This is a genomic window from Pseudomonas sp. FP2335, from assembly GCF_030687535.1.
GTDB lineage: Bacteria > Pseudomonadota > Gammaproteobacteria > Pseudomonadales > Pseudomonadaceae > Aquipseudomonas.
Window position 1 is genome coordinate 1,458,067 of record NZ_CP117437.1, and the last position, 15,581, is coordinate 1,473,647.

The 15,581-nt window shown below is 59.0% G+C and carries 13 protein-coding genes; 11 read left to right on the top strand and 2 right to left on the bottom strand.

The features are described from left to right. Positions 1 to 8: 8 nt before the first annotated feature. Together PSH81_RS06375 and map are read right to left on the bottom strand one after the other, a co-directional pair. A complete protein-coding gene (locus PSH81_RS06375; protein WP_192299354.1) occupies positions 9 to 2,711 on the bottom strand; it encodes a [protein-PII] uridylyltransferase in 2,703 nt (900 codons plus the stop codon). A gap of 74 nt (positions 2,712 to 2,785) precedes the next feature. Continuing rightward, positions 2,786 to 3,574, bottom strand: coding sequence for a type I methionyl aminopeptidase (map, locus tag PSH81_RS06380; protein ID WP_135287993.1), 789 nt, complete (start codon positions 3,572 to 3,574; stop codon positions 2,786 to 2,788). A gap of 387 nt (positions 3,575 to 3,961) precedes the next feature. Here map and rpsB point away from each other — a divergent pair, with 387 nt between their 5' ends. From rpsB to lpxD, 11 genes are all read left to right on the top strand, one after another. Continuing rightward, on the top strand, positions 3,962 to 4,699 hold the full coding sequence (rpsB, locus tag PSH81_RS06385; protein ID WP_003189158.1) for a 30S ribosomal protein S2: 738 nt from the start codon (positions 3,962 to 3,964) through the stop codon (positions 4,697 to 4,699). A 192-nt stretch (positions 4,700 to 4,891) separates the two neighbouring features. Next, the gene (tsf, locus tag PSH81_RS06390) at positions 4,892 to 5,755 is read left to right on the top strand and encodes a translation elongation factor Ts (protein ID WP_017739118.1); all 864 of its coding nucleotides are present in this window, start codon (positions 4,892 to 4,894) and stop codon (positions 5,753 to 5,755) included. Positions 5,756 to 5,964: 209 nt separating this feature from the next. Beyond that, positions 5,965 to 6,708 (top strand): UMP kinase, encoded by a 744-nt coding sequence (gene pyrH, locus PSH81_RS06395; protein WP_003189161.1) that lies wholly within the window; start codon positions 5,965 to 5,967, stop codon positions 6,706 to 6,708. Beyond that, on the top strand, positions 6,705 to 7,262 hold the full coding sequence (frr, locus tag PSH81_RS06400) for a ribosome recycling factor (RefSeq protein WP_192299353.1): 558 nt from the start codon (positions 6,705 to 6,707) through the stop codon (positions 7,260 to 7,262). Before pyrH ends, frr begins: the two co-directional genes overlap by 4 nt. 17 nt (positions 7,263 to 7,279) lie before the next feature. After that, complete coding sequence (uppS, locus tag PSH81_RS06405) at positions 7,280 to 8,035, top strand: polyprenyl diphosphate synthase (RefSeq protein ID WP_226455875.1); 756 nt, start codon at positions 7,280 to 7,282, stop codon at positions 8,033 to 8,035. Next, entirely contained in the window at positions 8,036 to 8,842 is an 807-nt protein-coding gene (locus tag PSH81_RS06410; RefSeq protein WP_226455874.1) for a phosphatidate cytidylyltransferase, read from the top strand. Next, positions 8,839 to 10,029: a 1-deoxy-D-xylulose-5-phosphate reductoisomerase gene (gene ispC / locus PSH81_RS06415; protein ID WP_305392186.1), complete on the top strand. Its 1,191-nt coding sequence runs from the start codon at positions 8,839 to 8,841 to the stop codon at positions 10,027 to 10,029. The genes PSH81_RS06410 and ispC overlap by 4 nt, the downstream gene beginning before the upstream one ends. 53 nt (positions 10,030 to 10,082) lie before the next feature. Beyond that, positions 10,083 to 11,435 (top strand): sigma E protease regulator RseP, encoded by a 1,353-nt coding sequence (gene rseP / locus PSH81_RS06420; protein WP_305392187.1) that lies wholly within the window; start codon positions 10,083 to 10,085, stop codon positions 11,433 to 11,435. Between the two features lie 74 nt (positions 11,436 to 11,509). Next, positions 11,510 to 13,897 (top strand): outer membrane protein assembly factor BamA, encoded by a 2,388-nt coding sequence (gene bamA, locus PSH81_RS06425; RefSeq protein ID WP_226455871.1) that lies wholly within the window; start codon positions 11,510 to 11,512, stop codon positions 13,895 to 13,897. 45 nt (positions 13,898 to 13,942) lie between these two features. Beyond that, positions 13,943 to 14,446, top strand: coding sequence for an OmpH family outer membrane protein (locus PSH81_RS06430; RefSeq protein ID WP_003172279.1), 504 nt, complete (start codon positions 13,943 to 13,945; stop codon positions 14,444 to 14,446). Between the two features lie 3 nt (positions 14,447 to 14,449). Continuing rightward, positions 14,450 to 15,505: a UDP-3-O-(3-hydroxymyristoyl)glucosamine N-acyltransferase gene (lpxD, locus tag PSH81_RS06435; RefSeq protein ID WP_226455870.1), complete on the top strand. Its 1,056-nt coding sequence runs from the start codon at positions 14,450 to 14,452 to the stop codon at positions 15,503 to 15,505. The last annotated feature ends 76 nt before the right edge of the window (positions 15,506 to 15,581 follow it).

Below are 15,581 nucleotides of genomic sequence, written 5' to 3' on the forward strand. Positions count from 1 at the left end.
TTAACAATTCAAATGGTCAGGCGCGTCAGTTCGACGCCGGGCTCCTGGGGCACGCTCAGTTGCTGGACGATGGCTTCCTGCAAGCGCAGGCACAGCTCAGGGTCGGACAGCGGCTGGTTGTCGGCGTCGGTGATGAAGAACACGTCTTCCACGCGCTCACCAAGGGTCGCAATCTTGGCGTTCTGCAGCGACAGGTCGAACTCCAGGAATATCCCGCCGATGCGTGCCAGCAGGCCTGGACGGTCCGGCGCGCTGAGCTCCAGCACCGTGACCGGGCGCTGGGCGTCGTTGGAAATGGTCACCTGGGGCGCAAACGCAAAGTGTTTGAGCTGGCGCGGCACCCGGCGCTGGATGATGGTCGGGTAGTCGTCCGGGTTGCGCAGGGCCTCGGTCAGGCCTTCGCGGATTTTTTTCACCCGTGCCGGGTTGTCGCCGATGGACTCGCCTTCGGTGTCGAGCACGATGTAGGTGTCGAGGGTGAACTGGCTGCTGGAGGTGATCACTCGCGCGTCATGGATGTTCAGGTTGAGCTGGTCCATGGCCGCCACGGTCACGGCAAAGAAGTCGTGCTGGTCCGGCGCGTAGATGAAGATCTGCGTACCGCCTTCGAATTCGCGCTGGGTGGTTTCCTTGATCAACACCAGCGGGCCGCCATCGGCCGGCTGCTGCAGGATCGCGTCACTGTGCCAGGCCACGTCGCCGGCGGTGTGGCGCAGGAAGTAATCGTCGCCCAGTTGCGACCACAGTTGCTCGACGTCGTCCGGGTCATTGCCACCACGTACCAGGATGTCCAGCGCCGCGCTTTGGGTGCGACGGATCTGTTCTTCGCGGTCGACCGGGTTTTCCAGGCCGCGGCGCAAGGCACGCTTGGTCTCGGTGTAGAGCTGGCGCAACAGGCTGGCGCGCCAGGAGTTCCACAGGGTCGGGTTGGTGGCGTTGATGTCGGAGACGGTCAGCACGTACAGGTAGTCGAGGCGGGTTTCGTCGCCGACGATGCCAGCGAAATCGTGGATCACCTGCGGGTCGGACAAGTCCTTGCGCTGGGCGGTGGTCGACATCACCAGGTGGTTTTGTACCAGCCAGACGATCAGGCGGCTGTCCCACAGCGGCAACTGGTGGCGCTGGCAGAACGCCTCGGCGTCGACGGCGCCGACTTCCGAGTGATCGCCATGCCGACCTTTGCCGATGTCATGGTACAGGCCGGCCAGGTAGATCAGTTCGGGCTTGGGCAGCTTGGCCATCAGCTTACTGGCCAGCGGGAATTTCTCTGATACCTGGGTGTACTGCAACTTACGCAGGTGCTTGATCAGGTTCAGGGTGTGGGCGTCCACGGTGTAGATGTGGAACAGGTCGTGCTGCATCTGCCCGACGATAAAACCGAACTCCGGCAGGTAGCGCCCGAGGATGCCGTAACGGTTCATCCGGCGCAGGTTGCGGTGGATGCCGATCTTGCACTTGAACAGCTCGATAAACAGGCTGGTGTTGCGGATGTCGTTGCGGAACTCATCGTCGATCAGGTGACGGTTCTCCCGCAGCAGGCGGATGGTGTCGGCGCGCACGCCTTTGATTTCCGGCTGCTGGGCCATCAGCACGAAGATTTCCAGCATGGCGAACGGCGTGCGCCGGAACACGTTGTCGTTGCGGGCCTCGATATAGCCATCGTGCAGCTGGAAGCGCGCATTGATCGGCTGCGGCGGCGCTTCGTCTTCGGGAGCCAGGATCACCTCTTCGAAGTGCTGGATGATCAGGTCGCTGAGCTGGGCAATGCTCATGACCACCCGGTAGTACTGCTGCATGAAGCTTTCGATGCTGGTCTTCGCGTCCTCGCCCTCAAAGCCCAGCAGGGTGGCGATGGAGCGTTGATGGTCGAACAACAGGCGGTCTTCGGAGCGCCCGGCGAGCATGTGCAGGGCGTAGCGCACTTTCCACAGGAATTCCTGGGACGAGGCCAGCAGGGCGTTTTCGCTCTCTACCAGGAAGCCTTCGCCAGCCAGGGCGCGCAGGTTCAGGGTGCCGTACTGGCGACGGGCCACCCACAGAATCGTCTGGATGTCCCGCAGCCCGCCGGGCGAGCCTTTGACGTTGGGTTCCAGGTTGTATTCGGTGTCGTTGTACTTGTGGTGGCGGGCTTTCTGTTCGGCGCGCTTGGCGAGGAAAAAATCCTTGCTCGGCCACATGTGCGCAGTGCTGGTGACTTCGAGCATGCGTTGGCGCAAGCGCTCGGGGCCGGCGATGGTGCGGCTTTCCATCAGGTTGGTGATGACGGTGAGGTCGGCGCGGGCCTCTTCGGCGCATTCGTCGACGGAGCGCACGCTCTGGCCGACTTCCAGGCCGATGTCCCACAGCAGCGTCAGAAAGCGCTCGATGGAATCGCGAAAGATCTCATGGTCGGCGCTGTCCAGCAGGATCAGCAGGTCGATGTCGGAGTAGGGGTGCAGCTCCCCACGACCATAGCCGCCGACGGCCACCAGGGCGATGTCGGCGTCCTCGCTCCAGTTGAACTGCTCCCAGGCCTTTTGCAGGATGTTGTCGACGAACCAGGCGCGATCTTCGATCAGCCGGCGAATATCGCGACCGTTGCGAAAGCGCTCATCGAGCACCTCGCGGGCCTGGCGGATCGCCTTCTTGAAAGCGGCAATGGGGCTTGCCTTCAGGGCCAGTTCGGCCTGGAACTGGCCACGGTCGAAGAGTTCGGGATCCACCTGGGGCATCGATCGGCTTTCCTTTCTATCTATTCAGTCAGTCACAACACGCTGTGGGAAAACCTGAGCAACCCTGCTTATACCTAAACGGCAGCCGAAACGCGTGGGATCGTATCGTCGGCGCGCAGGGTGAAGATCTCGTAGCCGGTTTCCGTGACCAGCAGGGTGTGTTCCCACTGGGCCGAGAGCTTGCGGTCCTTGGTAATGGCGGTCCAGCCGTCGCCCAGTACCTTGGTGTCGGCCTTGCCCTGGTTGATCATCGGTTCGATGGTGAAGGTCATGCCGGCCTTCAGTTCCATGCCGGTGCCGGCGCGGCCGTAGTGCAGGATCTGCGGTTCTTCGTGGAACACAGTGCCGATGCCGTGGCCGCAGAATTCGCGGACCACCGAGAAGCCGTTCTTTTCCGCGTGCTTCTGGATCACTTCACCGATGTCGCCCAGGCGGCAGCCTGGCTTGACGATTTCGATGGCCTTGTACATGCATTCCTGGGTGACCTGGGACAGGCGCTCGGCCCAGACCGGCACGGTGCCGACGTGGAACATGCGGCTGGTGTCGCCGAAGTAGCGGTCCTTGATCACGGTGACGTCGATGTTCAGGGTGTCGCCGTCCTTCAACGGCTTGTCGCCCGGAATCCCGTGGCAGACCACGTGGTTGACCGAGGTGCAGATCGACTTGGGGAAACCCTTGTAGTTCAACGGCGCGGGGATGGCGCCCTGCACGTTGACTATATAGTCGTGGCAGATCTGGTTCAGGGTTTCGGTGGTGACGCCGGGCTTGACGTGTTCTGCAATCATTTCCAGTACGTCGGCAGCCAGTTTGCCGGCGATGCGCATGCCAGCAATGTCTTCGGCGGTTTTCAAACTAACGGTCATACAGGCTCTCTCTAGCGCGACGCGCTGAAATCAATACGGTTCACGGGCGTGCGACAAAAGGTTACAGAATTCGCACAAGCCCCAAAAAACGCGATTCTAACAGACGCTGGCGTCAAATCATGAGCCCCTGATGATCGCTTCTCTCTATAAGGTAGGGTGATGTTGGCTCTATTCAAGGGCTTGGGTAAATGCGCTGGGCGGCAAATGTGATTGCGGGTTTCGTTTTCGTCGATGCTGTGGTATAAAATGCGCCGCTTTCCGGGGATACCCCGCAAAGCTTAAATCCACACACGTGTCGACACGATGACCTGGGTGCCGGAGGCCTTGATGCCGCTGGTTGGTCATTGGGATACGTGGAGGCCAAACCCGACTTATTAAGGAACTATCATGTCCCAAGTCAACATGCGCGATATGCTGAAGGCCGGTGTGCACTTCGGTCACCAGACCCGTTACTGGAACCCGAAAATGGGTAAATACATTTTCGGCGCACGTAACAAGATCCACATCATCAACCTTGAAAAAACCCTGCCAATGTTCAACGAAGCTCTGACTTTCGTAGAGCGCCTGGCCCAGGGCAAAAACAAGATTCTGTTCGTCGGCACCAAGCGTTCCGCTGGCAAGATCGTTGCTGAAGAAGCAGCACGTTGCGGTTCGCCGTACGTCGATCACCGCTGGTTGGGCGGCATGCTGACCAACTTCAAAACCATCCGTGCTTCCATCAAGCGTCTGCGTGACCTTGAAGTACAAGCCGAAGACGGTACTTTCGCCAAGCTGACCAAGAAAGAAGCGCTGATGCGCTCCCGTGACCTGGAAAAGCTCGATCGTTCCCTGGGTGGTATCAAGGACATGGGCGGTCTGCCTGACGCACTGTTCGTTATCGACGTTGATCACGAGCGCATCGCGATCACCGAAGCCAACAAGCTGGGCATCCCTGTTATCGGCGTAGTCGATACCAACAGCAGCCCGGAAGGCGTTGACTACATCATCCCAGGCAACGATGACGCAATCCGCGCTATCCAGCTGTACATGGGTTCGATGGCTGACGCTGTAATCCGTGGTCGCAACCACGTTGCTGGTGGTACCGAGCAGTTCGTTGAAGAAGCTCCGGTAGCCGCAGCTGAGTAATTGACGCCCTGGCGTTGACTCAGTAAGCAAAAAGGGGGCTTGGCCCCCTTTTTGCCACCTCGAAAACCATTTGTCGGCAGCGCAGCTACATCATCTGTAACGTGCAGCGGCCTACAAAGGTGGTTCGGGAAGAATTGATCCCCCGTTCGATCGGGTGGAATGGTTGAAAACCTATCCAAGAGGAATTTGAAAATGGCAGCAATTACTGCAGCGTTGGTTAAAGAACTGCGTGAGCGTACCGGCGAAGGCATGATGGATTGCAAGAAAGCCCTGGAAAAGGCTGACGGCGACATCGAAAAAGCCATTGATGACATGCGTGCTTCCGGCGCCATCAAGGCTGCCAAGAAAGCAGGCAACGTAGCTGCTGAAGGCGCGATCGCTCTGAAAGAAGACGGCAAGTCCGCCGTTCTGCTGGAAGTGAACTCGCAGACCGACTTCCTGGCTCTGCAAGATGACTTCAAGGCATTCGTTGCTGCCAGCGTTGAAAAAGCATTCGCTGACAAGCTGACTACCGTTGAGCCTCTGATCGAAGCTCAAGAAGCTGCTCGCCTGGTACTGGTCGGCAAGGTTGGCGAAAACGTCAACATCCGTCGCCTGGTTCGCGTTGAAGGTGATGTTGTTGGTGGTTACCTGCACGGCAACAAGATCGGTGTTGCAGTTGTCCTGAAAGGCGGCAACGTCGAGCTGGCCAAAGACATCGCCATGCACGTAGCAGCCAGCAACCCTGAGTTCCTGCTGCCTTCGGAAGTTTCTGCCGAAGCGATCGAGCGTGAAAAAGCTGTGTTCCTGCAGCTGAACGAAGAAAAAATCAAAGGCAAGCCAGAAAACATTGTTGAGAACATGGTCAAAGGCCGTATCAGCAAGTTCCTGGCCGAAGCAAGCCTGGTTGAGCAGGCGTTCGTCAAGAACCCTGAAATCAAGGTTGGCGAACTGGCCAAGAAAGCCGGTGCAGAAATCGTTTCCTTCACTTACTTCAAAGTAGGCGAAGGCATCGAGAAGCCGGTCGACAACTTCGCTGAAGAAGTTGCTGCCCAGCTGGCTGCCGCCAAGCAATAAGACAGTTTTCAACTGTCGCCCGAAAGAGGCTGCCCGCTCACGCGCGCAGCCTCTTTTCAAATGGGAAGGCCAATTTTATTTGGATTCCCTTCGGAACTGGCTTACAAAGCCGTGTTCCGATGGCGCTGTGAGAGCGTCCAGCTAGAGTGAACGCAAGCCGTAAACGGCTCGCCAAGAATTTTTAAAATACGCCGCAGGAGAGATTCGCAATGGCTCAGCAGGGCAGTGGTTATCAGGCTCGCTATAAACGCATTCTACTCAAGCTCAGCGGCGAGGCCCTGATGGGCTCGGAAGAGTTCGGGATCGATCCCAAGGTGCTCGACCGCATGGCGCTGGAAGTCGGCCAATTGGTTGGCATCGGTGTGCAGGTCGGTCTGGTGATTGGTGGCGGTAACCTGTTCCGCGGCGCGGCACTGAGTGCGGCGGGTATGGATCGGGTCACTGGCGACCACATGGGCATGCTGGCTACTGTGATGAACGCCCTGGCCATGCGCGACGCCCTGGAGCGTGCCAATATCTCGGCTATCGTGATGTCGGCTATTTCCATGGTTGGCGTGACTGATCACTATGATCGCCGCAAAGCCATGCGCCACCTGAACTCCAAGGAAGTGGTGATCTTTGCCGCTGGCACGGGTAACCCGTTCTTCACCACCGATTCGGCTGCGTGCCTGCGCGCGATCGAAATCGACGCCGACGTCGTGCTGAAGGCGACCAAGGTCGATGGCGTATACACTGCAGATCCATTCAAAGACCCGCATGCCGAGAAGTTCGATCATCTGACCTACGATGAAGTGCTGGATCGCAAGCTGGGTGTGATGGACCTGACGGCTATTTGCCTGTGCCGCGACCACAAGATGCCGCTGCGCGTATTTAACATGAACAAGCCCGGCGCCCTGCTGAATATCGTACACGGCGGCGCTGAAGGGACTCTGATCGAGGAAGGCCAACAATGATCAACGAAATCAAGAAAGACGCCCAGGCGCGTATGCAAAAATCCCTGGAATCCCTGAGCCACGCATTCGGCCAGATTCGCACCGGCAAGGCGCACCCGAGCATCCTGGGTAGCGTGATGGTGCCTTACTACGGTTCCGATACACCGATCAGCAGCGTCGCCAACATTACCGTTAAAGACTCGCGCACCCTGCAGGTCGTAGCGTTTGAGCGCAACATGCTGGGTGCTGTCGACAAGGCCATCCAGAGCGCCGGCCTGAACCTCAACCCGACCAACCTGGGCGAGTTGCTGTTGATCTCCATGCCGGCCCTGACTGAAGAAACCCGTAAGGGCTTCACCAAGCAGGCTCGCAGCGCCGCTGAAGATGCACGTGTAGCGGTGCGTAACATCCGTCGCGATGCCCTGGGTGAGCTGAAGAAGCTGGTCAAGGACAAGGAAATCAGCGAAGACGAAGAGCGTCGTGCCGTCGCTGACATCGACAAGCTGACCAAAGATGCCGAGGCCCAGATCACCAAGGCCACGGAAGAAAAAGAAAAGGACCTGATGGCCGTATAAGGGGTCAGGACGCCTTCATGGAAAAGACCAAGCAGACTGTACCTTCTATGGTGCCGCGTCACGTCGCGATCATCATGGATGGGAATAATCGCTGGGCGAAAAAACGCTTTATGCCGGGTGTTGCCGGGCATAAAGCGGGTGTCGATGCGGTGCGGGCTGTGATTGAGGTGTGTGCCGAGGCCAAGGTCGAGGTATTGACCCTCTTTGCCTTCTCCAGTGAAAACTGGCAGCGCCCGGCCGATGAAGTCAGTGCCCTGATGGATCTGTTCTTCAAGGCTCTGCGTCGCGAAGCCAAGCGCCTCAACGACAACAACATCAGCCTGCGAATCATTGGTGACCGCTCACGGTTCCATCCGGAGTTGCAGGCGGCCATGCGCGAGGCTGAAGCCATTACTGCCGGCTCCGGCCGGTTTGTGCTGCAGATCGCCGCCAATTACGGCGGCCAGTGGGACATCGCCCAGGCCGCGCAACGCTTGGCCCGTGAAGTACAGGCCGGTCACCTGCGCCCGGACGACATCACGCCCGAGCTGTTGCAAACCTGCCTGGTGACCGGCGACCTGCCGTTGCCGGACTTGTGCATCCGTACCGGTGGCGAGCACCGCATCAGCAATTTCCTCCTGTGGCAATTGGCCTACACCGAGCTGTACTTCTCCGACCTGTTCTGGCCGGACTTCAAACACGATGCCATGCGCAATGCGCTGGCCGATTTCGCTTCCCGTCAGCGTCGCTTTGGTAAAACGAGCGAGCAGATCGAAGCTGGAGCCCGGGTTTAAATGCTTAAACAACGAATCATCACAGCACTGATCCTGCTGCCGATTGCCTTGTGTGGGTTTTTCCTGCTCGACGGTTCCGGCTTTGCGCTGTTTATCGGCCTGGTCGTGACCCTGGGAGCCTGGGAATGGGCGCGCCTGGCGGGTTTCAATGCTCAACTGCCGCGGGTGGTGTACGCCGCTGTCGTGGCGCTTCTGCTGTTCCTGATGTACATCCTGCCGGACATCGCACCCTGGGTGCTGGGGGCGGCGGTGTTGTGGTGGGCACTGGCGACGTTCCTGGTGCTGACCTATCCGCGTACCAGCAGCCAGTGGTCCAGCGTTGCCTGCAAGCTGGTGATCGGTTTGCTGATCCTGCTGCCGGCCTGGCAGGGGTTGGTAGAGATCAAGCGTTATCCCATCGGTAATTGGCTGATTCTGGCGGTAATGGTATTGGTGTGGGGCGCCGATATTGGTGCCTACTTCTCCGGTCGGGCCTTCGGCAAGCGTAAGCTGGCGCCGGCGGTCAGTCCCGGCAAAAGCTGGGAGGGCGTGTATGGCGGCCTGGCATTGACGCTGGTCATCACGCTGGTGGTCGGCCTCGTGCGTGACTGGTCGGTGAAGGAGATTTTCCTGGGCCTGCTGGGTACGGCCATCGTCGTCTTTATCTCGGTGGTGGGTGATCTCACTGAAAGCATGTTCAAGCGCCAGGCTGGGATCAAGGACAGCAGCAACCTGCTGCCGGGTCACGGCGGTGTGCTGGATCGTATTGATAGCCTGACCGCCGCTATTCCGATCTTTGCTGTGCTGTTGTGGATGATCGCTTCGTGAGCCGCCTGCAACAGGTGACCGTGCTGGGCGCCACCGGCTCGGTCGGGCTGAGCGCCCTGGACGTGATCGCTCGTCATCCTGATCGTTACCAGGTGTTTGCCCTGACCGGCTTCTCGCGTTTGGCAGAGCTGCTGGCCCTGTGTGTGCGCCATGCGCCTCGCTATGCCGTGGTGCCTGAGGCAGTCGCCGCGCGAGGCTTGCAGGATGATCTGCGGGCCGCGGGCCTGGCGACCGAGGTGTTGGTCGCAGAGGAAGGGCTGTGCCAGGTCTCGGCGGATGCCGAGGTAGACACCGTTGTGGCTGCCATCGTGGGTGCCGCGGGCCTGCGCCCAACCTTGGCGGCTGTCGACGCCGGCAAGAAGATCTTGTTGGCCAATAAAGAGGCGCTGGTGATGTCCGGCACACTCTTTATGCAGGCGGTGCGCAAGAGCGGTGCTGTGTTGCTGCCGCTCGACAGCGAGCACAATGCAATCTTCCAGTGCATGCCGGGTGATTTTGCCCGTGGCTTGAGCCAGGTCGGTGTGCGCCGGATTCTGCTGACTGCGTCCGGTGGTCCGTTCCGACAGACTCCGCTGGCCGAGCTGGAGCACGTCTCGCCTGACCAGGCGTGTGCCCATCCGAACTGGTCGATGGGGCGCAAGATCTCCGTTGACTCGGCGAGCATGATGAACAAGGGCCTTGAGTTGATCGAGGCGTGCTGGTTGTTCGATGCCAGGCCTGATCAGGTCGAGGTGGTGATTCACCCACAAAGTGTGATTCATTCCCTGGTCGATTATGTGGACGGTTCGGTATTGGCGCAGCTGGGTAACCCCGATATGCGCACGCCGATCGCCAACGCCCTGGCCTGGCCTGAGCGGATCGATTCCGGCGTGGCGCCGTTGGACCTGTTTGCCATTGCCCGCCTGGACTTCGAAGCACCGGACGAGCAGCGTTTCCCTTGCCTGCGCCTGGCGCGGCAAGCGGCCGAGGCGGGTAACAGCGCGCCGGCGATGCTCAATGCGGCGAATGAAGTGGCTGTGGCGGCGTTTCTTGATGGGCGCATCCGCTTTCCGCAGATCGCGAGTATCATCGAGGACGTACTGGGTCTTGAGCCTGTGGTCGCTGTAAATGATTTGGCGGCAGTGTTCGAGGCTGATGCAAAGGCGCGGGCCCTGGCCGAGCAATGGTTGAACCGCAACGCGCGTTAGTCTGCGGGCGCGTTTGAGCCTTCAGGCACTGGATTGGAATGCGGAGAAATTAGATGAGTGCGCTCTACATGATTGTCGGCACCCTGGTTGCTCTGGGCGTGCTGGTTACCTTCCACGAATTCGGCCACTTCTGGGTTGCGCGTCGTTGCGGCGTCAAGGTATTGCGCTTTTCCGTCGGTTTCGGCATGCCGTTGCTGCGCTGGCATGACCGCCAGGGTACCGAGTTCGTGATCGCGGCGATTCCGCTGGGCGGCTACGTCAAGATGCTTGATGAGCGCGAAGGCGAAGTGCCGGCCGATCAGCTGGACCAATCCTTCAATCGCAAGACCGTTCGTCAGCGTATTGCCATCGTTGCTGCCGGCCCGATCGCCAACTTCCTGCTGGCGATGTTTTTTTTCTGGGTCTTGGCCATGCTGGGCAGCGAGCAACTGCGTCCGATCATCGGTGCGGTCGAGGCGGACAGTATTGCGGCCAGGGCTGGCTTGACCAGCGGCCAGGAAATTGTTGCGATTGATGGCGAGCCAACCACAGGTTGGGGCGCGGTCAACCTGCAGTTGGTGCGTCGCCTGGGGGAGAGTGGCACCATCAATGTGGTGGTACGTGAGCAGGACTTCACGGCCGAATCGCCACGTGAGCTCAAGCTGGACCGTTGGCTCCAGGGCGCGGATGAGCCTGATCCGATCAAGTCCCTGGGCATTCGTCCGTGGCGTCCGAGCCTGCCGCCGGTCCTCGCCGAGCTGGATCCGAAAGGTCCGGCCCAGGCGGCCGGCCTGAAAACCGGCGACCGTTTGTTGGCGCTTGATGGTCAGGCGCTGGCCGATTGGCAGCAAGTGGTCGATCTGGTGCGTGTACGCCCTGATACCAAAATTGTGCTGAAAGTTGAGCGCGAGGGTGCTCAAATCGATGTCCCCGTGACCCTGTCGGTGCGTGGGGAAGCCAAGGCGGCCGGGGGTTACCTGGGCGCCGGGGTGAAGAGTCCGGAGTGGCCGCCGTCGATGCTGCGCGAGGTCAGTTACGGGCCGGTGGCGGCGATTGGCGAGGCTGCGAAACGCACCTGGACCATGAGTGTGCTGACCCTCGAATCCCTGAAGAAAATGTTGTTCGGCGAGCTCTCGGTAAAAAACTTGAGTGGACCGATAACCATTGCTAAAGTGGCGGGCGCTTCTGCCCAGTCGGGTGTCGCGGATTTCCTGAATTTCCTGGCTTATCTGAGTATTAGCCTGGGGGTTCTGAATTTGCTGCCCATCCCAGTATTGGATGGGGGGCATCTGTTGTTTTATCTGGTCGAGTGGGTGCGTGGTCGCCCCTTGTCGGATCGGGTGCAAGGTTGGGGGATACAGATCGGTATCAGTTTGGTGGTCGGGGTGATGTTGTTAGCCTTGGTCAACGATCTGGGACGTCTGTAACGCTTCGCTGAATTGCGAATCTGCCGCATTTTGCGGCAGTTTGTTTATTGCCAGTTGGAATAAGAAAGGACTTCATGAAACGTCTGCTGCTAACTGCGGTTCTCACCGTATTGATGATCGCCGAAGTTCACGCCGAGTCCTTCACCATCTCCGATATTCGCGTCAACGGCCTCCAGCGGGTATCCGCAGGTAGCGTCTTTGGTGCGTTGCCGTTGAACGTCGGGGAACAGGCTGATGACCGTCGCCTGGTGGAATCCACTCGTGCGCTGTTCAAAACCGGCTTCTTTCAAGATATCCAACTGGGTCGCGAAGGCAACGTCCTCGTTATCACCGTGGTCGAGCGACCTTCCGTCGCCAGTATCGAGATCGAGGGCAACAAGGCGATCTCCACTGAAGACCTGATGAAAGGCCTCAAGCAATCCGGCCTGGCCGAGGGCGAGATCTTCCAGCGTGCCACCCTTGAAGGTGTGCGTAACGAACTGCAACGCCAGTACGTTGCCCAGGGCCGCTACTCCGCGTCCGTGGAAACCGAAGTGATCCCGCAGCCTCGTAACCGTGTCGGCCTCAAGGTCAACATCAACGAAGGCACCGTGGCGGCCATTCAGCACATCAACGTGGTGGGCAACACCAAGTTCGCCGATGAAGACCTGATCGACCTGTTCGAACTGAAGACCACCAACTGGCTGTCGTTCTTCAAGAACGATGACAAGTACGCCCGCGAAAAACTCTCCGGTGACCTGGAGCGCCTGCGTTCCTACTACCTGGACCGTGGCTATATCAACATGGATATTGCCTCCACCCAGGTGTCCATCACCCCGGACAAGAAACACGTCTACATCACCGTCAACGTCAACGAAGGCGAGAAGTACAAGGTTCGTGACGTCAAGCTGAGCGGTGATCTGAAAGTTCCCGAAGATCAGGTCAAGGCCTTGCTGCTGGTGCAGAAGGACCAGGTGTTCTCGCGCAAACTGATGACCACGACCTCCGAGCTGATCACCCGTCGCCTGGGCAACGAAGGCTATACCTTCGCCAACGTCAACGGCGTGCCGACCCCACATGATGATGACCACACCGTGGACATCACCTTTGTCGTCGACCCGGGCAAGCGTGCCTACGTGAACCGCATCAACTTCCGTGGCAACACCAAGTCTGCGGACGAAGTGCTGCGTCGTGAAATGCGTCAGATGGAAGGTGGCTGGGCGTCGACATACCTGATCGACCAGTCCAAGACCCGTCTTGAGCGCCTGGGCTTCTTTAAAGAGGTCAACGTCGAAACCCCGGCCGTGCCAGGTGTGGATGACCAGGTTGACGTGAACTACGCCGTAGAAGAACAAGCCTCGGGTTCGATCACCGCGAGTGTCGGCTTTGCACAGAGTGCCGGTCTGATCCTTGGTGGTTCGATTACCCAGAATAACTTCCTAGGTACCGGTAACAAGGTCTCCATCGGCCTGACCCGCAGCGAATACCAGAGCCGCTATAACTTTGGTTATGTCGACCCCTACTGGACTGCTGACGGTGTGAGCCTGGGCTACAACGCCTTCTACCGTACCACCGACTACAAAGACCTCGACGTCGACGTTGCAAGCTATGCGATCGACAGCCTGGGTGCTGGCGTGAACATCGGTTACCCGATCAGTGAGACCTCGCGTCTGACCTTCGGCCTGACCGCGCAACAGGATGAGATCAAGACCGGTGTCTACACCGTGGACGAAATCTTCGACTTCACCCGTCGTGAAGGTGACAAGTTCCTGAACTTCAAGGCGTCCGCCGGCTGGTCTGAGTCGACCCTGAACAAAGGTGTACTGGCAACCCGTGGCCATTCCCAGAGCCTGACCCTGGAAACCACCACGCCGGGCAGTGACCTGTCGTTCTTCAAACTCGACTACCGCGGCCAGCTGTTCCAGCCGTTGAGCGACAACTACACCATGCGCCTGCACACTGAGTTGGGCTACGGTGACGGTTATGGTTCGACCAATGGCCTGCCGTTCTACGAGAACTACTATGCGGGTGGCTTCAACTCCGTACGTGGTTTCAAGGACAGCACCCTGGGCCCGCGTGGTACGCCGAGCCGTGGTGTTGGTGTAACCGGTAACCAGGGCACTGTGGTCGACTCCGACAACAAGCCTCTGCCGTTCGGTGGTAACGTGTTGATTCAGGGTGGTGCGGAGATTCTGTTCCCGCTGCCGTTCGTCAAGGACCAGCGTTCGTTGCGTACTTCGGTATTCTGGGACGTGGGTAACGTATTCGATTCCAAGTGTGAGCAGATCACCAACCCAAGCGGCGTGAAATCTCAGACCCAGTGCAACGACGTGAGCCTGAGCAACCTGGCGAGCTCCGTTGGTGTGGGTGTGACTTGGGTGACTGCGCTTGGCCCATTGAGCTTTGCTCTGGCCATGCCGATCAAGAAACCGGATAACGCTGAAACCCAGATTTTCCAATTCTCCCTCGGCCAGACGTTCTAAGCGTCTGACCCAAGATAACGACAACGGATTCTGTAGGAGTACATCGTGCGTAAGTTGACTCAATTGGTTCTGCTGGCCACCGTGCTGGTAACCACCCCGGCCTTCGCCGAAATGAAAATCGCCGTCCTGAACTATCAGATGGCTCTGCTGGAATCCGATGCGGCCAAGAAGTACGCCGTGGATGCCGAGAAGAAATTCGGTCCGCAACTGACCAAGCTCAAGACCCTGGAAAGCAGTGCCAAGGGCATCCAGGATCGTCTGGTGGCTGGTGGCGACAAGATGCAGCAAGGCGAGCGCGAGCGTTTGGAGCTTGAATTCAAGCAAAAGGCCCGTGACTACCAGTTCCAATCCAAGGAGCTGAACGAAGCCAAGGCCGTTGCCGACCGTGAAATGCTCAAGCAGTTGAAGCCGAAACTCGACAGCGCCGTGGAAGAAGTCATCAAGAAAGGTGCCTTTGACCTGGTGTTCGAACGCGGCGCCGTGATCGACGTCAAGCCTCAATACGACATCACCCGCCAGGTGATCGAGCGCATGAACCAGCTGAAGTAAGCCATGACCGCGACTATCAAGCTCGGCGAGTTGGCCGAGTTCCTGGGAGCCGCCTTGCGCGGCTCCCCGGAGAAAGAAATCACTGGGCTAGCCACCTTGCAGGAGGCTGGCCCAGCTCAGTTGAGCTTCCTCGCAAATCCCCAATACCGTAAATACCTGGTCGACAGCAGAGCCGCCGCCGTGTTGCTCAAAGCCGCTGATGCCGAAGGGTTTGCCGGGGACGCGCTGGTGGTGGCTGATCCGTACCTGGCCTACGCCAAGGCTTCGCACTTGTTCGATCCAAAACCCAAGGCGGCGGGCGGTGTTCATCCGTCGGCGGTAATTGCGGATGATGCCCAGGTTGACCCTGCGGCCAGCATTGGCGCCTTTGCGGTGGTCGAGAGTGGTGCGCGCATTGCTGCCGGTGTCACGGTCGGAGCCCATTGCTTTATCGGCGCGCGCTGCGTAATCGGCGCCGGTGGCTGGCTGGCCCCGCGCGTTACCCTGTACCACGATGTGCGTATTGGTGAGCGTGTAGTCATTCAGTCGGGTGCCGTGATCGGTGGCGAAGGCTTCGGCTTTGCCAACTCCAAAGGTGTCTGGCACAAGATTGCCCAGGTCGGTGGTGTATTGATCGGCGACGATGTGGAAATCGGTGTGAACACTGCTGTCGATCGCGGGGCCTTGGCCGATACCGTGATCGGCAATGGCGTGAAGCTCGACAACCAGATCCAGATCGCCCACAACGTGCAGATCGGTGATCACACCGCCATGGCGGCGTGTGTCGGCATCTCCGGCAGCACCAAGATCGGCAAGCATTGCATGCTCGCCGGTGGCGTTGGGCTGGTGGGCCATATCGATATTTGCGACAACGTCTTCATTACCGGGATGACCATGGTGACCCACTCGATTACCGAGCCAGGCGCCTATTCCTCCGGTACGGCCATGCAGCCCGCAGCTGAATGGCGCAAGAGTGCAGCACGCTTGAGGCATCTGGACGACATGGCACGACGCCTCAAACAGCTGGAAAAGCGTGTTGGTGACGTGACCCCTGGCGGTAATGTTTCATCAGAAGGCTGATACCATTTCCATATCAAGTGTGCACAGCCGCTAGACTTGCCTCCTTGATTTGCTAGCGGGGCGTGCTTTTAGTCCG